Annotated in this window: 15 protein-coding genes; 8 read left to right on the top strand and 7 right to left on the bottom strand. The window is 42.6% G+C overall.

The features are described 5' to 3' along the window. Positions 1-12: 12 nt before the first annotated feature. Positions 13-1,620: a glycoside hydrolase family 43 protein gene (locus tag NSS80_RS09645; RefSeq protein ID WP_041117673.1), complete on the top strand. Its 1,608-nt coding sequence runs from the start codon at positions 13-15 to the stop codon at positions 1,618-1,620. Positions 1,621-1,666: 46 nt separating this feature from the next. On the opposite strand, the gene NSS80_RS09640 is transcribed toward NSS80_RS09645, so the two are convergent. Then, positions 1,667-2,827 (bottom strand): ROK family transcriptional regulator, encoded by a 1,161-nt coding sequence (locus tag NSS80_RS09640; protein ID WP_041117672.1) that lies wholly within the window; start codon positions 2,825-2,827, stop codon positions 1,667-1,669. Positions 2,828-3,037: 210 nt separating this feature from the next. Here NSS80_RS09640 and xylA point away from each other — a divergent pair, with 210 nt between their 5' ends. From xylA to NSS80_RS09625, 3 genes are all read left to right on the top strand, one after another. Beyond that, positions 3,038-4,375 (top strand): xylose isomerase, encoded by a 1,338-nt coding sequence (gene xylA, locus NSS80_RS09635; RefSeq protein WP_024428359.1) that lies wholly within the window; start codon positions 3,038-3,040, stop codon positions 4,373-4,375. A gap of 35 nt (positions 4,376-4,410) precedes the next feature. Then, positions 4,411-5,910: a xylulokinase gene (gene xylB, locus NSS80_RS09630; protein WP_327826370.1), complete on the top strand. Its 1,500-nt coding sequence runs from the start codon at positions 4,411-4,413 to the stop codon at positions 5,908-5,910. Positions 5,911-5,997: 87 nt separating this feature from the next. Continuing rightward, positions 5,998-6,681: a glycoside hydrolase family 11 protein gene (locus NSS80_RS09625; protein ID WP_024422656.1), complete on the top strand. Its 684-nt coding sequence runs from the start codon at positions 5,998-6,000 to the stop codon at positions 6,679-6,681. A 41-nt stretch (positions 6,682-6,722) separates the two neighbouring features. Here the strand turns inward: NSS80_RS09625 and NSS80_RS09620 are convergent, their stop codons facing one another. Then, entirely contained in the window at positions 6,723-8,765 is a 2,043-nt protein-coding gene (locus NSS80_RS09620; RefSeq protein ID WP_342498485.1) for a molybdopterin oxidoreductase family protein, read from the bottom strand. Between the two features lie 131 nt (positions 8,766-8,896). Continuing rightward, positions 8,897-10,093: a cytochrome P450 gene (locus tag NSS80_RS09615; RefSeq protein WP_070326580.1), complete on the bottom strand. Its 1,197-nt coding sequence runs from the start codon at positions 10,091-10,093 to the stop codon at positions 8,897-8,899. Positions 10,094-10,515: 422 nt separating this feature from the next. Here NSS80_RS09615 and proC point away from each other — a divergent pair, with 422 nt between their 5' ends. From proC to NSS80_RS09600, 3 genes are read left to right on the top strand one after another with little or no spacing between them, the layout of a single operon-like run. Then, entirely contained in the window at positions 10,516-11,361 is an 846-nt protein-coding gene (gene proC, locus NSS80_RS09610; protein ID WP_342498484.1) for a pyrroline-5-carboxylate reductase, read from the top strand. A gap of 27 nt (positions 11,362-11,388) precedes the next feature. Further along, positions 11,389-12,507 carry a glutamate 5-kinase gene (gene proB / locus NSS80_RS09605; protein ID WP_046311412.1) on the top strand — a complete coding sequence of 373 codons (1,119 nt, stop codon included), beginning with the start codon at positions 11,389-11,391 and terminating at the stop codon, positions 12,505-12,507. An 18-nt stretch (positions 12,508-12,525) separates the two neighbouring features. Next, complete coding sequence (locus NSS80_RS09600) at positions 12,526-13,794, top strand: glutamate-5-semialdehyde dehydrogenase (RefSeq protein WP_335370966.1); 1,269 nt, start codon at positions 12,526-12,528, stop codon at positions 13,792-13,794. Between the two features lie 67 nt (positions 13,795-13,861). Here the strand turns inward: NSS80_RS09600 and NSS80_RS09595 are convergent, their stop codons facing one another. Continuing rightward, positions 13,862-14,434: a GNAT family N-acetyltransferase gene (locus NSS80_RS09595; protein WP_211043356.1), complete on the bottom strand. Its 573-nt coding sequence runs from the start codon at positions 14,432-14,434 to the stop codon at positions 13,862-13,864. An 87-nt stretch (positions 14,435-14,521) separates the two neighbouring features. Between NSS80_RS09595 and NSS80_RS09590 the strand changes: the two genes are divergently transcribed. Continuing rightward, a complete protein-coding gene (locus NSS80_RS09590; RefSeq protein WP_342498476.1) occupies positions 14,522-15,349 on the top strand; it encodes a MerR family transcriptional regulator in 828 nt (275 codons plus the stop codon). A 49-nt stretch (positions 15,350-15,398) separates the two neighbouring features. Here the strand turns inward: NSS80_RS09590 and NSS80_RS09585 are convergent, their stop codons facing one another. The 3 genes from NSS80_RS09585 to NSS80_RS09575 form a co-directional block, all read right to left on the bottom strand. Continuing rightward, the gene (locus NSS80_RS09585; protein ID WP_342498475.1) at positions 15,399-17,228 is read right to left on the bottom strand and encodes an ABC transporter ATP-binding protein; all 1,830 of its coding nucleotides are present in this window, start codon (positions 17,226-17,228) and stop codon (positions 15,399-15,401) included. Then, positions 17,221-18,957 (bottom strand): ABC transporter ATP-binding protein, encoded by a 1,737-nt coding sequence (locus NSS80_RS09580; protein WP_342498474.1) that lies wholly within the window; start codon positions 18,955-18,957, stop codon positions 17,221-17,223. Before NSS80_RS09580 ends, NSS80_RS09585 begins: the two co-directional genes overlap by 8 nt. Before the next feature lie 94 nt (positions 18,958-19,051). Beyond that, complete coding sequence (locus NSS80_RS09575; RefSeq protein WP_342498473.1) at positions 19,052-19,954, bottom strand: LysR family transcriptional regulator; 903 nt, start codon at positions 19,952-19,954, stop codon at positions 19,052-19,054. Between the last annotated feature and the right edge of the window lie 142 nt (positions 19,955-20,096).

Below are 20,096 nucleotides of genomic sequence, written 5' to 3'. Positions count from 1 at the left end.
GGAGGAAATTCAATGAAGATTATCAATCCAGTGCTCAAAGGGTTTAACCCCGATCCAAGTATTTGCCGTGTTGGAGAAGATTATTATATGGCCGTCTCTACATTTGAATGGTTTCCAGGGGTACAAATTTATCATTCGAAGGATCTCGTCCATTGGCGCCTTGCTGCGCGTCCTTTGCAAAAAACGTCGCAGCTGGATATGAAAGGAAATCCTGATTCTGGCGGAGTATGGGCGCCGTGCTTAAGCTATGCCGATGGACAGTTTTGGCTTATTTATTCAGATATCAAAGTAGTGGATGGTCCATTTAAAGACGGTCATAATTATTTGGTCACGGCAAGCGAAGTGGACGGCGATTGGAGTGAACCGATCCGGCTCAACAGCTCCGGCTTTGATCCATCTTTATTCCATGATCAAAGCGGGAAGAAATACGTCTTAAATATGCTGTGGGATCATAGAGAAAAGCATCATTCCTTTGCAGGTATTGCCTTGCAGGAATATAGTGTGGCTGAAAAGAAGCTCATCGGTCGAAGGAAGGTCATTTTTAAAGGCACACCGATTAAACTGACAGAAGCGCCGCATCTGTATCATATCGGTGACTACTACTATTTATTAACGGCAGAAGGAGGTACCAGGTATGAGCATGCAGCAACGATCGCCCGTTCCTCACATATTGAAGGGCCTTATGAGGTTCATCCTGATAACCCGATCTTAAGTGCCTTCCACGCGCCTGAACATCCGCTTCAAAAATGCGGGCATGCTTCAATCGTTCAAACGCATACAAATGAATGGTATCTCGCTCATCTCACTGGCCGTCCGATTCAATCAAACAAGGAATCTATTTTTCAACAGAGAGGTTGGTGTCCTTTAGGAAGAGAAACAGCGATACAAAAGCTTGAATGGAAGGATGGCTGGCCTTATGTTGTAGGCGGAAAGGAGGGGACGCTTGAGGTTGAAGCGCCAAAGATCGAAGAAAAGGTTTTTGCACCAACCTATCATACAGTCGATGAATTTAAAGAATCAACACTAAATAGACACTTCCAAACATTAAGAATTCCGTTTACCGATCAGATTGGTTCGTTAACGGAGAAACCTCAGCATTTAAGGTTATTCGGCCGCGAATCTTTAACGTCTAAGTTTACCCAAGCATTTGTTGCAAGACGCTGGCAAAGCTTTTATTTTGAAGCAGAGACAGCTGTTTCGTTCTTCCCAGAAAACTTTCAGCAATCAGCTGGTCTTGTGAATTATTATAATACGGAAAACTGGACAGCACTCCAGGTGACATATGATGAGGAACTTGGCCGCACGCTTGAACTATCTGTCTGTGAAAACCTTGCCTTTTCTCAGCCATTGGCACATAAAATCATCATTCCTGACGAGGTCACTTATGTCTATTTAAAAGTGACCGTTCGGAAAGAGACATATAAATATTCTTATTCATTTGATCAGAAAGAGTGGAAGGAAATTGATGTACCGCTTGAATCCATCCATTTATCCGATGATTTTATTCGAGGCGGGGGGTTTTTTACAGGGGCATTTGTCGGTATGCAGTGCCAAGATACGAGCGGCGAGCGTCTTCCTGCTGATTTTCACTATTTTCGCTATGAGGAAACAGACGAATAAGAAAGACAACTCGCTACGAGCTGTCTCTTTTTGAAAAACAAATAGGTCATGTTGTGAGGGTGGCATCTTGCAGAAAAGCTTCTATGACAAGAGATGTCATCCCCAATACTGGCGCATTGTGTCCTAATGATGAAGGGAGCAGCTCTACATGTGAGCTGAATTGCGTATCCATTCGCGAGGATACCTCCTCCTCAATCACATGTAGAACCGCCTGATGTGATTCGATCACTTTGTTTCTTAAAATAATGGCTTGCGGGTTAAAGGTATGCAGGACGTTTGTGAGACCGACACCAAGGTAAAAGCCAAAGTTGCGCAGGGCATTGAGCGTTTTCATATCATTTAACTTGGCCAGCTGTTCCAGGTCTTGATGGGAGATGTGCTGATCATCTGTTTGAAGAGACTGAAACAAGGCTTTCTCAGAAGCATACAATTCCCAGCATCCACGGTTCCCGCAGCTACATGTCGGTCCGTTAAAATCGATTGTCATATGTCCCATTTCACCAGAAAAGCCATACGCTCCTCTGTATAAATGATGATCGATGATGATTCCGATCCCGATGCCAGTGCCGATGCTTGCATAGATCAAATGGTCATAATGTTTAGCGGCACCAAAGATTTTTTCACCATATGCACCGGCATTTGCTTCATTTTCAATGAAGATCGGTACTTGGAATGTCTCTTGCAGCGTGGTTTTCAGATCAACATTTTTCCATTTGGAATGAGGCGTAAACACGATTTGTTCACCTGCATCCACTAAACCATGTATGCATAGGCCAATGCCAATGAGCCCGTATGGGGAAGAGGGCATTTGTGAGATGAGCTGCTGTATTAATTCAATTAATTTACGTATTGTGACCTCAGGAGAGCTGGGTGGGAGCTTGATCTGCTCTTCGTAAAGAATGGACCCTTCAAGGTCAGTTAATATGCCATTGACATAATCAACGCCGACATCGATCCCAATGGAGCAGCCAGCACGTTTATTAAACATTAGTAAAACCGGTCTTCTCCCGCCGCTAGACTCACCTTGACCGATTTCATAGACAAGATGTTCTTTCATTAACGTACTTACCTGAGAAGAAACAGTCGATTTATTTAATCCAGTGCGTTCAGATAATTTTGCTCTCGAAATGGGCGCATGCTGGAGAATTTCTTTTAATAATAGTTTTTGATTTATTTTTTTTACAAAGTTCTGATCAGCGATATCCACGTTATCCACTCCATTTGTTTCGTCTTTAGATTAAGTTGAGAAGAGCTGCTTTTTTCAGCATGTATTTAGTAAGATAAATGATTTTAACTTTATTATAACGAAAATATTTTTAAAAAACTAAAAAATATGGAAAATTCAAAGTGATTTTTTCATAGATTGATCATTAGTTTGTTGAATAAACTTACAAAGTGTACTCAGGAGGAATGAAGCATGACCAAATCAAATATGAAAACGTTATACAGCTTAGAAGGAATCGGCAAAATTCAATATGAAGGAAAACAATCAAAAAATCCACTCGCTTTTCAATACTATAATCCAAGCGAAGTGATTGGCGGAAAAACAATGAAAGACCACCTGCGCTTTTCAGTTGCTTATTGGCATACATTGACTGCTGATGGAACAGACATGTTTGGAACTGGGACGATGCAAAGAGCATGGGACTCCTATAGCGGAATGGATTTAGCAAAAGCTAGATTGGAAGTGGCTTTTCAGCTTTTTGACCTATTGGATGTTCCGTATTTTTCATTTCATGACCGTGACATCGCGCCAGAGGGAGAGACGCTTCAAGAGACCAATCAACAATTAGACATCATTTTAGAAAGAATGAAAGAATACATGAAGCAAAGCGGAGTAAAGCTGCTGTGGAACACGGCCAATATGTTCAAGCATCCTAGATTTGTACACGGTGCTGCGACATCTTGTCATGCAGATGTTTTTGCCTACGCGGCCGCACAGGTCAAAAAAGGAATCGAAACCGCCAAAGAACTCGGTGCAGAAAATTATGTTTTCTGGGGTGGACGAGAAGGGTACGATACGCTGCTCAATACAGATATGAAAAGAGAGCTTGATCACATGGCGGCATTCTTGCATATGGCTGTTGATTATGCAAAAGAAATTGGGTACACTGGCCAATTTTTAATCGAACCAAAACCAAAGGAACCAACCACTCATCAATACGACACAGATGCAGCGACATCCATCGCCTTTTTAAAACAATACGGATTAGATTCCCATTTCAAATTAAATATCGAGGCCAATCATGCGACACTGGCCGGCCATACGTTTGAGCATGAATTACGTGTCGCAAGAATTCATGGGCTGCTCGGTTCTGTTGACGCAAACCAAGGAAATTCGCTTCTTGGGTGGGATACAGATGAATTTCCAACCGATCTGTATGCCACAACTCTTGCCATGTATGAAATTCTGCAAAATGGCGGTCTAGGGTCTGGCGGTCTTAATTTTGATGCAAAAGTGAGAAGAGCTTCCTTTGAACTTGAAGATATTTTATATGCCCATATTGCCGGGATGGATGCATTCGCAAAAGGACTGCGGGTCGCTCATAGACTCATAGAAGACCGTGTGTTTGAAGATGTTATAAAGCACCGGTATCGCAGCTTTTCTGAAGGAATTGGACGTGATATTTCAGAAGGAAAGGCAAACTTTCATACATTAGAAGAATATGCGCTGAAACATCCTTTGATCAGAAACGAATCGGGAAGAGAGGAACAGCTGAAAGCCCGTTTAAATCAATACTTGTTAGAAGATTAATTGAAGGGGCTGACCTGTTTTGAAGGAGTGAAAACATGAAATATGTGATGGGAATTGATCTGGGAACAAGCGGGGTCAAGGCGATATTAGTGGATGAGAGCGGAAAGGTGTGCTGCGAAGCCTCTAAGCCGTACCGCCTCATTCAAGAGAAGCCTGGATATTGTGAGCAGCACCCCGAGGATTGGGTAAAGCAGACAATGGCTGCGATGAAAGAACTGATGGCAAAGCAGCCTGTTCATTCAAGACGAGTTGAAGGCATCAGCTTTTCCGGCCAGATGCATGGATTAGTTCTATTAAATGAATCTCGCGAAGTGCTCCGCCCTGCAATTTTATGGAATGATACACGGACGACAGCACAATGTACGCACATGACAAAAAAGCTGGGAGACCGGCTGCAAAAGATCACAAAAAACCAGGCGTTAGAAGGATTCACACTGCCAAAATTATTATGGGTAAAGGAACATGAACCACATATTGATCTGCAAATCGACATGTTTTTACTCCCAAAAGATTATGTCAGATTTCGTTTAACAGGCGCAGTCCATATGGATTATTCTGATGCGGCTGGCACCTTGCTGTTAAATATCGGTGAACAGACGTGGAGTGAGGAGATTTGTCAGGCATTTGATATTTCTCCTCACATTTGCCCGCCGCTTGTCACATCAGAGGCAGAGGTTGGTACACTTTTGCCGCACATTGCACGTGAAGTTGGGATGAAAGAAGGCGCAAAGGTTTTTGCCGGCGGGGCAGATAATGCCTGCGGAGCAATTGGTGCTGGCATCTTGTCCTCTGACCGCACGTTATGCAGTATCGGCACATCTGGGGTCATTCTTTCCTATGAAGAGGATCATGAAAGGGAGCTTCAAGGGAATTTGCATTTGTTTCATCATGCAAAAAAAGACGCTTTTTACACAATGGGTGTCACCCTTTCAGCAGGATATAGCCTTAACTGGGCAAAACACTTACTGGCTCCTGAGGAATCGTTTCAGTCACTTTTAGAAGGTGCGGCTCATGTTGCACCAGGAGCGAAAGGATTGCTCTTTACACCCTATTTAGTTGGGGAAAGAACACCTCATGCGGATTCGATCATTCGCGGCAGCTTGATTGGATTAGACAGCAGGCATGAAAGGGCACATGTTGTCAGAGCTGTTTTAGAGGGAATTACCTTTTCGCTAAATGAATCTATCGCATTATTCCGGCAGGCAGGAAAAAACATAGATTCTATTGTATCTATTGGCGGCGGTGCGAGAAGCCGGACATGGCTTCAAATGCAAGCAGACATTTTTCAGGCTGAAGTCATCCAGTTAGACAATGAACAAGGGCCCGCTTTAGGTGCAGCGATGCTTGCCGCAGTTGGCTGCGAATGGTATCCGTCACTTGAAGTATGTGCACATCAGTTGATCCATCAAGCTGCTGTTTATGAGCCAAATCAGCCGCACGCAGAAGTATATGCCGATCTATTTCATTTGTATCAAAGGATTTATACACAAACAAAAGACATCCATGCCGGGTTAAAGCAGTATCGTTCCATCTAGCAGAAAGGGCTGCATGAAAGGAGGTGATGGGTTTTTCACCTTAGGGATGACAGAACAATACGGATGAAAAAAGGAGAGGGATGGAAAATGAATTTGAAAAGATTGAGGCTGTTGTTTGTGATGTGTATTGGATTTGTGCTGACACTGACGGCTGTGCCAGCTCATGCGGAAACGATTTATGATAATAGGATAGGGACACACAGCGGATACGATTTTGAATTATGGAAGGATTACGGAAATACCTCGATGACACTCAATAACGGCGGGGCATTTAGTGCAAGCTGGAACAATATTGGAAATGCCTTATTTCGAAAAGGAAAGAAGTTTGATTCCACTAAAACTCATCATCAACTTGGCAACATCTCCATCAACTACAACGCAGCCTTTAACCCGGGCGGGAATTCCTATTTATGTGTCTATGGCTGGACACAATCTCCATTAGCTGAATACTACATTGTTGAGTCATGGGGCACATATCGTCCAACAGGAACGTATAAAGGATCATTTTATGCCGATGGAGGCACATATGACATATATGAAACGCTCCGTGTCAATCAGCCTTCTATCATTGGAGACGCTACCTTCAAACAATATTGGAGTGTACGTCAAACAAAACGCACAAGCGGAACTGTCTCCGTCAGTGAGCATTTTAAAAAATGGGAAAGCTTAGGCATGCCAATGGGAAAAATGTATGAAACAGCATTAACTGTAGAAGGCTACCGAAGCAACGGAAGTGCGAATGTCATGACGAATCAGCTGATGATTCGATAAAAGCATATGAAAAAAGCCAGCAAAAAACGGCTGGCTTTTTTCTATGATAATTTTTCAACTTCCACTCTGCCAGAAAAGAACGTCGCGCCGCCTCCCATATCTGCCAATCGATCAGGTGTTAATCCATTCACTAAATGCTTTTTGCCTTTTTGATCTGCCCATAATCCTTGACTGACTACAACACCAGATAATACATTTTGACCGACTGACACGACAAGCTCACACTCTCCTCGGTCGTTTAGCACACGGACCATGTCACCATCTTCAATTTTTCTTTCCTTTGCATCCTGTTCATTCATGTGAAGCTTCGGAAATTTCTCAAGCTTTTGATGCTTTTCATGAAGTGAGAAGGTGGAGTTCAGAAAATTATGGTTCGGTCCCGGTATAAAGGTAAGCGGATAATCGCTTTCCTGATAAAGGGGCACATAGGTTGGAAGTGCTGGATACCCGTCTTTTTTCATTTGTTCAGAATAAAGCTCAATTTTCCCGCTTGGGGTTTGAAGCTTTAATTCCTGGAAAGGTCCACGTTTTGCTTTGATCCATTTCTTTTCTTTTAATGCTTCGTATGAAATGTCCTCATAATGCGGATTTTCTGGATGATGAAGAGCTTGTTCCATCAGTTCAGCATCTGTCTCGCGGAAGGCTTCATCTTCAAAGCCCATCGCATGGGCTAACAGGCGGAATACTTCAGTATTGGATTTGCTTTCTCCGTAGCGTTCTATCACTGGCTCCTGAATTTGAATATAATGATGCCAGTACGATGTATAGAAATCCTCGTTTTCAAAGGCTGATGTCGCCGGCAGGACAATGTCTGCATACGCTGCTGTTTCTGTTAGAAATAAATCATGAACCACTGTAAATAAGTCCTCTCTCAGCAAACCTTCTCTGACTTTATTCGCTTCAGGTGTCACAACCGCTGGGTTACACGAGTAGATAAAGAGAGAATCAACGGAAGGCTCTACGCTTGTCAGCACGCTGCCCAGCTGATTCATATTAAATGATCTAGGCGTGCGTTCTTTTAATAAATCCGGCCGCTGAAGAGCTGGTTCATTATAGCTGAGAAAAGAAGAGTTTGATTTCATTGCTCCGCCGCCCTTGTGCAGCCATTGACCAGTCAGGGCAGGGAGGCAGGAAATGGTTCTAATACTCATCCCGCCATTATCATGGTGCTGTAAACCATTCCCAATGCGAATGAGAGAGGGTGATGTCTCAGCGTACATTCTTGCAAGTGTAATGATGTCGCCTTTAGGGACACCTGTGATGCGCTCAACCGTGTCTGGATCATACTGCTTTACATGCTCGCGCAGCTCTTTATGGCCGACCGTGTAAGCCTCTAAAAATGCTTCATCTGTACGTTCCTCTTTGAAAAGGACATGCATGATGCCAAGTGCAAGCGCACTGTCAGTACCAGGCCGAAGCGGAATGAACCAATCTGCCATCCGGCCGGTTTGGTTCTTGTGAACATCAATCACGACAATCTTAGCTCCTTGCTTTCGCGCTTTTTGTGCCAAGGTGATTTGGTGCATATTGGTCGACACAGCATTGATGCCCCAAAAGATAAATAGTTTCGTATGAATGGTGTCTTCAGGATCTGTCCCAATGCTTGCGCCCATTGTATATTTATAGCCAGTCGTTCCTGCTGACTGACAGATCGTCCGGTCTAACTGGCTTGAACCAAGACGATAAAAAAAGCGGCGGTCCATTCCTTCTGCGTTGAGATTGCCCATGTTCCCATAGAAGCTGTAAGGCAGAATGCTTTCTGGTCCTTTTTCTTCGATCAGCTTTGTCCATTTTTGACGAATGGTTTCAATGGCTTCTTCCCACGTAATCGGCACAAACTGTGCTTCGCCTTTTTGGCCAACACGTTTTAACGGAGTGGTCAGTCTTTTTTCATCATATAAACGGGCTGTGACATTACGCACTTTGTTGCATATGTTTCCTTGTGTGACAGGGTGGTCCGGATCTCCCTGCACTTTCACGATCTTTCCATTTTCTTTATGTATTAAAAGACCGCACTGATCCGGGCAGTCTAACGAACAAACTGATTTGAATATTCCGTCTTTCATCGCTGTATAATCGGTCATGAGTTTTTGGCTTCCTTTCTTCATTCCGTTATCACTTTGTATGGACTTTATTTTAGCATGTTCGGAGGTGGAAGGTAAGAAAGAGATGATGAATTGAAGAAAATGAAAAAAAGCCCCTGAAAAAGGGACTTTTAAAAACGGGTGACATGTACAGGAAATTCTTTTACCCCAAAAACAAACGTGCTTTGAATAGGTTTTAGCTGTTCTGCCACGCAGGTGATGTCTTGAAACGTATGGAGTAAAACGTCAAGCGCAATGTTGCTTTCAAGCCGGGCAAGCGGTGCACCGAGACAAAAATGAATGCCAAATCCAAAGCTCATATGCGGATTTGATTTTCGGTCAAGCCGGAACGTATCTGGATCTTCAAACTTCTGTTCATCCCGATTTGCTGAAGCAACCCAGCTGATGAGGTAGTCTCCTTTTTGAATGTGCGCGCCTGCAATTTCAACATCCTCTGCGGCGATTCGGCCAATGGCTTGAACAGGGGGATAATACCGCAGCGTTTCCTCAGTCAATTGAGGAATAAGAGAGGGGTCCTGCCGAACTGATTCAGCAATATGCGGCTGCTCTGTCAGCAGTCGTACGGCATTGGTTATTAAATTGGTCGTTGTCTCATTGCCTGCAACGAGTAATAGAATACAAAAGCCAAGCAGTTCATTCTCGGTTAAACGCTCTCCATCAATTTCTGCTTGAATGAGAAGCGAGATCAAGTCATCGGCAGGCGTTTCTTTTCTTTTTTTGATCAAATGAGCAAAATAAATGGACAGCTCCTCTTCAGCGCGTTTCTGCATATCTACAACAGCCTGAATGGCTTCCTTTGATTCATCCTTAGCACCTGCCACAAGGGCATCAGAATGTTTTTTAATCAGCTCTCTGTCCTGCACCTCTGCACCGAGAAGCTCAGCGATGATCATCACTGGCAGGGGAGCTGCTAAATCTTGCACAATATCAAACGTACGTTGATCCTTTACTTGATTTAATAGATCATGTGTCAGGTCTTTGATCTTATCTTCTAATTGCTTGATCGCTTTTGGGGTGAATGCTTTATTCACAAGCGCTCTCATCTTTGTATGTTTTGGAGGATCCATCGTTAAAATACTTGTTTTAGACGTGCTTCTTCCTCGCTGTGAAGAGAACACTTTAGGCTGCTTTAGAACAGACTGGATATCCGCATATCGAAAAAGATCCCAGCACTTTCTTGTCTCATCATATCTAATATCACTCTCTGCACGCAGCTCATTGTAAATAGGGAATGGGAAAAGAAGGTCATCGGTAGAACGGATTTCTTTCATTGGAATCACATTGACATAGTTTTCTTTCACTTTCATTATGAACGCTCCTTTTTCACATGATTTCTCTTTCACGGTATCACCAGTAAAATATCATTTCAACGGACATGTTTTCTAAAATATGTCAATAGTCTAATCGAAAGATTCAAGCACATTCACCATATAGGAAAATAGAAAGTCATTAAAATGAGAGCGCTTTCTAAAAAATAGAATTGAAGTCACCGAAACCAAAAATAAAATGGTGAATTTAGTCGAACGAAAGGGTCCTATGATTCAAATGATCATAGTTCTTTTGATCTAAAATGCTGTATTTGAAAAACACGGCTAACATACTTGCAGCAAGCTGCCGGCCATGCATTCGGGACTTTTGAAAAGTGCAGGCTCTTTCTTGACACGATTTCTCATCATGTTACGATAACTAACGTGCGAAAAACACGAACAAAAAGCGAACAAGGGAGAGGATCAATATCATTGATCAAAAGAAAGTTGCTTTCATTGGAGCAGGTTCTATGGCGGTAGGAATGATCGCAGGGATTGTGCGATCAGGACAGATGCCGCTAGGCCAAATTTACGCAACAAACAGACAAAATCAACTTCGATTGAATGAACTAACGAAACGATACGGCATCCAAACAGCCGCAATGGATTCATTTCCTTTTGAAGAAATGGATATGTTGATCCTGGCCATGAAGCCAAAGGATGCTGAAGCAGCCCTTGAATCATTAAAACCTCGTATTCAGCCAGATCAGCTCATCATGTCTGTCCTTGCAGGTGTTAAGCTATCGTATATTGAAGACATGCTGCATGAAGGGCAGCCTGTTATGAGGGTCATGCCAAATACATCAAGTACGATCGGGGCGTCAGCGACTGCTTTATCTGCTGGACGTTACGTGAAAAACGACCATATGAGCATAAGTCAGGCTCTTTTGTCTGAAATGGGCGAAGTCTATACCATTCAGGAAGAGCAAATGGATATTTTCACTGGAATTGCTGGAAGCGGGCCCGCCTACTTTTATTTCTTAATGGAAAGAATCGAAGAAGCAGGAGAAGAGGCAGGTTTATCAAAGGAATTGTCTCGCCAAATTGGCGCGCAGACACTCCTCGGTGCGGCAAAAATGCTGCAAGAAACAGAGGAAAATCCTTCTGTCCTAAGAGAGAAAATTACGTCACCAAATGGAACAACTGCTGCAGGACTGAATGCATTAGATGATTTTGGCGGGGGAGAAGCGATCAAGCAAGCTGTCAAACATGCTGCCAATCGTTCAAAAGAGATAAGCAATCAGCAAAAACAAAAAGTATCTATATAAATAGAGCTCAAGTACAGGAGTGATAAGGTGTACGCAGATAAAGAGAGAAAACGAATTGTTGTGAAAATCGGAAGCAGCTCTCTTACTAGCTTTCAAGGTGAGATTAGTTTGAAAAAACTAGAAAACCTCGTCAATCAAATTGTGAAACTTAAAGATGAAGGACACGAAGTCATTTTGGTTTCATCTGGTGCGGTTGCAGCTGGTTACCGAAAACTAGGATTTATCGATAGACCCAAAACACTGCCGGAAAAGCAGGCATCTGCCTCAATTGGGCAAGGGCTATTAATGGAATCATATTCTACTTTATTTTTATCACATGGTTATATTGCTTCACAGCTCTTAATCACAAGAAGTGATTTTTCTGATGAAACGCGCTATCAAAATGTGCGTAACACAATGAACGTGTTATTGGATCGAGGCATCATCCCAATTATTAATGAGAATGATACAGTGACGATCAATCGGTTGAAGTTTGGAGACAACGATACATTGTCTGCAAAAGTAGCTGGACTCATTGATGCGGATTTCCTTGCTATTTTATCTGATATTGATGGCTTGTATGAAGATAATCCTCATACAAATCCAAATGCGAAGAGAATTCTTGAAGTGACAGACATCACAGAAGACATCGAAGCAGCTGCTGGAGACGCAGGAAGCAGCGTAGGTACAGGCGGAATGAAATCAAAGCTCGATGCCTTTAAAATATCAATGGCCGCAGGGATCAACGGCTTTTTAGGAAAAGCAGATACGCCTCACATTTTAGACAAAGCGATCAATGGGACAGAGGACGGCACTTATTTTACCGCTGACGAAAATGTAGCGCCGCTCAATTATAAGAAGCAGTGGATTGCCTTTCATTCTGGACCAAAGGGTGAGATCGTGGTTCAAGAGAAAACACAGGAATTTCTCATGCACCGTGAGGGAAGTCTTGATTCTGATGGGATTGTCAATGTGAAAGGTTCATTTAAAAAAGGCGATGTGGTCCGTATTTTAGATCAAGATAAAAGAGAAATAGGGCTTGGCGTTGTGAATTATGCATCAGATGAACTCGCACGTAAGAGTGACTTGTTACAAGATGAAATCGTGCATGTCGTCGATCTAGAAGCATTTGTTTGTCATTTAGATTTATCGATTCCAGTTTGTTAACCAAAAGGGAGGAATTCCATGACACTGACAGCTGAAGTTGTCACATCGGTCAAAGAAAAAGCGAAGAAAGCAAAGCATGTTTCAAAAAAACTCGGTTTACTTCAGACAGAGGAAAAAAATGACGCGCTGCTTAAAATGGCAGAAGCGTTAGAGCAAAACAGCCGTTTCATTTTACAGGAGAATCAAAAGGATTTAGATGCTGGGAAAGAAAAGGGCTTCTCAGAGGCACTCATGGATCGATTAATGTTAAATGAAGAAAGAATTCACGAGTTTGCTGAAAGTTTGCGGCTTGTGACGAGATTAACAGATCCTGTTGGAGAAATATTGGATGAATGGACTCTTGATAACGGCTTACACGTGAAAAGCCGAAGAGTACCGCTCGGCGTGATCGGGATGATCTATGAAGCGAGACCGAATGTCACTGTCGATGCAGCAGGCCTTGCCCTTAAGGCAGGCAACTCAGTGATTTTAAAAGGCGGTTCCTCCGCTATTTCTTCCAACAAAGCCATCGTCAGTGTGATCCATGAAGCATTGGATCAAACAAAGATTCCTCGTGATGCGGTGCAATTGATTGAACAAACAGACCGTTCATCGGTTCAGGCGATGTTTCAACTAAAAGAATGGATCGATGTTTTAATTCCGCGAGGCGGAGCTTCCTTAATCAAAACAGTGGTAGAAGAATCCACTATCCCAGTGCTTGAAACAGGGACAGGAAACTGTCATGTCTTTATTGATCAAACCGCGAATGTGAAAAAAGCCATTGAGATTGTAATCAATGCGAAAACGAATCGTCCGGCCGTATGTAATGCACTTGAGACGCTGATTATTCATCGCGATTGGCTGAAAGAGAATGCAGTCTCATTAAATGAAGCTTTGCAGGAGCATCGTGTCACTGTACATGGCGACCAGGCAGCAGAGTCTTACTTCTCAAACGCGGTTCCTGCTTTGGAAGTGGATTGGACAGATGAGTATTTAAGTCTGGATCTTGCAGTAAAGGTAGTCGATTCAATTGAGGAAGCAATCAGCCATATCGATCAGTACGGCACAAAACATTCAGAAGCCATCGTGACAGAAGATGAAAAAAATGCACTCACGTTTCTAAACGAAGTAGATGCGGCGGCTGTTTATCATAACGCATCGACTCGCTTTACAGACGGCGGTGCACTTGGCTATGGAGCTGAAATCGGCATCTCTACTCAAAAACTGCACGCAAGAGGGCCAATGGGACTTCCTGCACTTACGACAACTAAGCTGCTTCTAAGTGGTGATGGTCAGATTAGAAGTTAGAAAAGATTCAAGAAACACTACCTTTTTATGAGGTAGTGTTTTTAACTTTATTTAAAAGAAATACACGTTATCCTACGTTTGCACAATTTTTCTTCATGACCTTCTCAAATTTAAAAAATTCAAATTCCTCAGGTGCTAAAGGTTCATTGCCGTGATGTGCTTCATGATGTGCGTTTGGATCTGGATGGTGTAAGTGATAAAATTCAACTATTTGAAAACCGCATTTATTGACATAAAAATGAATGTTGCGTTTTTCAAAGTATGGAGTCACAACCTCCCATACAATCGTCTCTGGATATTGCGCCTCGATGGCTTTCCATGCTGCCTGACCAATGCCCCGGCCGTGAGAGGATGATGAGATGTATAGCAAATCAACCGAGTTGTGATGTGTTTCTTGGTTGATTTTGATCACAACGCCGCCTGCCTTTTCACCATTTAGCATAATATGATAAACAATGTGTTCATTTGAATGAAAGGATTCATCAATCACTTCATCTGGAGGAATTGGTCCACCATGCGCATCGCCAAATGCGTCGATCACGCCTGCTGTAAAAGCTTTCTGAAGCTCTTTTTTCATAGAAGGGAAGTCCTCTTTATTTGCATGTGCTAATGTTACTTCATGTTGAGTTATTTTGTTCATTTTTTTATCCTTTCCATGCGTAGTGATGTTTCTGGATGTTATAATAAAGGATGGAGTTACTCCATAGTCAAGAAAGGAGCCTTCCTCATGATCAATGATGTGCAAAAAACGTTTTTCACTGGAGAATTTGCCAAGCTATTTGATGTCAAAAAGGATACGCTTCTGTATTATGATAAGATCGATTTATTTAAGCCGGCTGGTGTTCACGAAAATGGATACCGTTACTATACACTTGAGCAATTTGACCATTTTATTGCGATTCAATCCTTGCGAGCTGTTCAATTTCCGATCAAAGAGTTAAAACAATATTTCACAGAACCTTCCCGCGAAAGACTGCAAAGCCTAGCGGCCGACCAAATAAAAAAGGTCAAACAAGAGATTGAAAAACTTCAAGACATCCAGGCTTTTCTTATGCGGGTGGTGGAGACGACACTTGAATTAGCAAATGTGAAAATAGGGGAGGTCCTGTTTCAAGAGCTGCCTGAAGAACCCGTTGTACTAAGTGCATCAAACCCGATCGACTTCAATACACCTGTAGAAGAAATATCACGTATTGTAGGGGAATTTTTAAAGGGAGTTGGCATAAAAGGGGCTGCGGCAAATGGTTCTGTCTTAAAAAAGGAGCAGTTCCGTAAGCGGCACTATCATCAGTCAGATCAGCTGTTCTGCCGAATGGATGGCCCGGGGGCAGTCAAAAAACCTGGCGGGCTCTATGCGGTGATGTATGATCAAGGAACATTTGATCAGATCGAATCTGCTTATTCGCATTTGTTAGATGAAATCGAGAAAGAGGGCATGATGCTGGATGGAGATGTATTTGAGGAGTATTTACTTCATTCGCTCATGTCTAAAGATGAAGCAGAGTATATAACGAAGCTCAGTGTAAAAGTGAAGAAGCGAGCAGATGACAATTGAAAAGAGGATAGACAGCATGTGACATGCGTGTCTATCCTCTTTTTTGATGTTATCCCACTTGATTTTCGGCAAATTGACTCATATATAAGTCTGCATAGAAGCCTTTTTGTTTTAAGAGTTCGCTGTGCGATCCTTTTTCAATGATGCTTCCATCCTTCATGACTAAAATAAGGTCTGCATCCTTAATCGTTGAAAGTCTGTGTGCAATCACGAAGCTCGTTCTGCCTTTCATCAATTCATTCATTGCTTTTTGAATATGCATCTCTGTCCGTGTATCCACACTGCTTGTTGCTTCATCTAATATCAAGATCTTTGGATCAGATAAAATGGCACGGGCGATGGTTAACAGCTGGCGCTGACCTTGAGACAGGTTGCCTGCATCTTCTGTTAACAGTGTGTCATATCCATCTGGAAGCGTGCGGATGAAATCATCTGCATAGGCATGTTTGGCGGCTTTGATGACATCCTCTTTGGAAACGTGCTGCCTGCCATAGGCAATGTTGTCGTAAATCGTTCCTTCAAAGAGCCATGTATCTTGAAGAACCATCGCAAATAAGTCTCGTACTTGCTGACGGCTGAGGTCAGTTGTTTTGACACCGCCAATGCGTATGGAGCCTTGATCTAATTCGTAAAAACGCATTAAAAGGTTAATGATGGTCGTTTTTCCCGCGCCTGTTGGTCCGACAATGGCAACAGTCTGTCCTTCTTGCACATCTAAATTCAAATCTTTAATAATCGGATGATCTTTTTCATATCCGAATTGAACTTGTTCAAAGCTCACATCGCCTGAGAGTGATGCAAGATCAATTGCCGCATCTTCTTCGGTACTTTCTTCTTCCTCATCAAGGATTTCAAAGACCCTTTCAGCAGAAGCGATCGCCGATTGAACTAAGTTTGCGACGCTTGATGCTTGCACAAGCGGCTGAGACATTTGCTGTGTGTATTGGATAAACGCCTGCACATCCCCGACACGAATATTCCCGTTAATGACTAGAATCCCGCCGGCTACACTGACTGCCACATAGCCAAGGTTCCCGATAAAGGTCATCATTGGCATCATTAAACCAGAAATGAACTGCGCTTTTCTTGAAGATTCATACAGCTTTTCGTTTAATTCATCAAATGTATCGATTGCTTTCTTTTCGTAGCCATACGCACGAACAGTCTGATGTCCTGTGAACATCTCATTAATATGTCCATTGATCGTGCCAAGCTCTTTTTGCTGCGCTTTAAAATGCTTTTGAGAAAATGACGTAATGCCGCGAATCGCAAACAGGCTGAGTGGCAGCGTCAAACAAACAAGCAATGTAAGCAGCGGACTGATGAAGAGCATCATCACGACAATCCCAATGACTGTAATCACAGATGTAATCACTTGGGTGAGCGCCTGCTGAAGCGATGTATTAATATTATCGATATCATTCATCACACGGCTCAGCGTGTCCCCGTGGGTTGTTTTATCAAAATAACGAAGGGGGAGACGTGTGAGCTTGTCATTTGCTTCCTGCCGTAATTCAGCAATGGTCTGTTGAGAGACACCGGCCATGACATATTGCTGAACGAATGAAAAGAGGGAGGCAACGACGTACAGCACGACAAGCAGCAAAAGAATTCGTGAAATGACATCAAATTGAACGCCTGTTCCATTCGTAAAGCTGTCAAATAAGGAAGAGGTGGCATCCCCAAGCAGCTTTGGACTAATGACGTTAAAGACAGTTGAACCAATCGCTGCAATAAGGACGATGATCAGCTGAAATTTCCTTGGTTTTAAATAGCCTGTCAAACGAAGCAGTGTTTTCTTAAATTCCTTCGGTTTTGCGGCTGGCCCTTTAGGGTGGCCGCCTTTATGGCCCATGCCTGAAGACATTTTTTTACTCATCCTCGCTCACCTCCTGACCTTCCTGAGATGCGACAATCTCTTGATATACAAGATTATCCTTTAATAATTGTTCATGTGTTCCGATACCTGCGATTTTCCCTTCATCAAGTACAATGATTTTATCACTATGCTTCACTGTACTGATTCGTTGAGCCACAATGATGAGGGCTGCATGAGCTTTTTCTGCTTCTAATGATGCCCGCAGCTTCGCATCTGTTTTGTAATCAAGTGCTGAAAAGCTATCGTCAAACAGATAGAATGATGGTCTTCTCACTAGCGCCCTTGCAATGGAAAGCCGCTGCTTTTGGCCGCCGGATAGATTGGAACCACCTTGATCAATTTCTGCATCAATTCCGTCATCTTTTTGCAAAACAAATTCTTCGGCCTGCGCAGTTCGCAGCGCCTGCCAGACGTCTTCATCGCTTGCATCCTGATTGCCAAAGCGCACATTTTCGGCAATGGTTCCGCTGAATAAAACAGCTTTTTGAGAGACATAGCCCATTTGGTTTCTCAGTTTCTCCTGAGGCAGTTCTCTAATGTCTACACCATCTAGTGTAATCCGGCCTTCTGTCACTTCATAAAAGCGCGTCATCAGCTGGAGAAGTGTTGTTTTCCCAGAACCCGTACTTCCGATGATGGCTGTCGTTTCACCAGTTTTGGCTTCAAACGTGATACCTTGAACGGCTGGTTTCTCAGCATTTGAGTAATAAAATGACACATCCTCAAAGCGAATGGATTGGGCGGGCTCGTGAAGCTCAGTCATAGACTCTTCTTTGTCTTTAATCTTTGGTTCCATGTTTAACACTTCATTCATGCGTTTAGCTGATGCTTGTGCTCTTGGGACCATAATAAAGCTCATCGACAGCATAATAAGTGCCATTAAAATCATCATCGCATATTGAATGAAGGCAATGAGATTTCCAACTTCCATTTCTCCGGCATCAATTCGGTTTGCGCCAAGCCAGACAATGCCGATATTCGTGAAGTTCATGATAATCAGCATAAATGGAAACAAGTAAGCCATTAATCGGTTGACTCTAAGACCAGTATCCTTATAGGACGTGTTGGCTTCTTGGAATCGCTCCTTTTCATCATCCACACGGTTAAAAGCGCGAATGACGCGGATGCCTGAAAGAGATTCTCGCATAATTAAATTCAGCCGGTCTGTTTTTTTCTGAAGCTGGCCAAATAGCGGGATGGCTTTTCTTGACACCAAATAGATAAATCCGCCAAGAAGAGGGAGGGCTGCTAAAAAGATAAGAGACAGGACAGCATCCCTGGAAACAGCCAAAATAATTCCGCCTACAAGCATGAGCGGGGCCCGCGTCATCATTTGTAAAATCATAATCGTCACATCTTGGACTTGTTTCACATCATTTGTTGATCTTGTAATAAAGGAAGACGTGCCGATCTTTTGAAATTCTTCTAATGAAAATTTTTCGACATGTACAAACAGCTGTCTTCTCATATCACGCCCGAAGCCAAGTGCTGTTTTTGATGACAAGTAAGACTTCCAAATGGTGAGCAAAATGGCGAGTAAAGAACAAGCCACCATCCAGCCGCCAACCTTCCATATGTAAGCAATATCTCCCTGGACGATACCGACATCAACGATATCTGCTGTTAACGTCGGTAAATACAGCTGGAGCATACTGCTTAAAAAGGTGAGAATGACAATGGACACAACGGACAGCCGATACGGCTTTAAAAACGATAAAATTGATTTCATATGAATACCTTTCTTCCATATAGTCTTTTGTTCTGTAACCCATCATATACAAAGTGGGATTATTTCTACAAATGAAATGTCTTGTTTTAGTGAATTATTTATATTGTTCAATTTTAGAAAAGAAATCCTTCACAAACACATAAAAATCATGGGCAGAAGGAGACATTTCGCGCGTTTTAGATGCAATAATTCCAACCGTTCTTCTCACTTGAGGGAAATCGATCGGAATTTTCACTGTAAATCGCGGTGTTGTTTCATAAAAGGCGCTTTCGGGTAATAAGGTAACGCCCATACCTGCAGATACGAGACCTTTAATGGCATCCAAATCTTCTCCTTCAGATGAAATGGTAGGCTCATAGCCTGCCTGCTTGCAAGCATCAACCGCAATTTGTCTCAGCACATACCCTTCAGGAAATAACACGAAATGATCCTTTCTTAAATCACTTAAATGAATACTTCTTTGTCCGCTAAAGGGATGGCTAACCGGTAAAAGGGCATAAATGCTTTCGGAAAACAAAATATTTCCTTCTATTTGAGAATCGTTTGTCGGTACGGGTCCTAAAAAGGCGAGATCGATATCTCGATTTTTGACCGCTTCAATGAGAAATTTATAGGATCCTTGACGAAGTAAAAAATCGACCTCTGGATATTCCTGCTTAAAGGCGGAGATGACAGAAGGGAGTACTTGGCTTGCTAGACTTGTAGGAAAGCCAATATTCACCGTTCCTTTGTACGGATCTAAGTATTCATCAATTTGCTCTTTCGCATAATCAATGGCTTTGAGTGCAGTTCTGACATGATCTAAAAATTGTCTGCCGATCTTCGTTAATTTGATATTTCGTCCTTCTCGTTCGAATAAGGCCACTCCAAGTTCTTCTTCTAAATTCGCAATCTGCCGGCTGATGGCAGATTGGGCAACATGTAAGTTTTCAGCCGCTTCTGACACGTGTTCACGGTCTGCGACTTCTACAAAATAACGTAACTGACGAAGCTCCATTTTTGCACTTCACACCCATCTATCTCAAAAAGAGATTGTTTTGATCTAAATTATATATTGTTTATATCAATTTGAAAACTTAAAATAAGTTACAGAGTTTGTGAGATTTTATTACTGTGAAAAAACGGATCTTTTAAACGGG

The organism is Bacillus sp. FSL M8-0350 (assembly GCF_038593345.1).
In the GTDB taxonomy this organism is placed as follows: Bacteria; Bacillota; Bacilli; order Bacillales; family Bacillaceae; genus Bacillus; species Bacillus safensis.
This window is presented reverse-complemented; position numbering and strand designations above follow the sequence as displayed.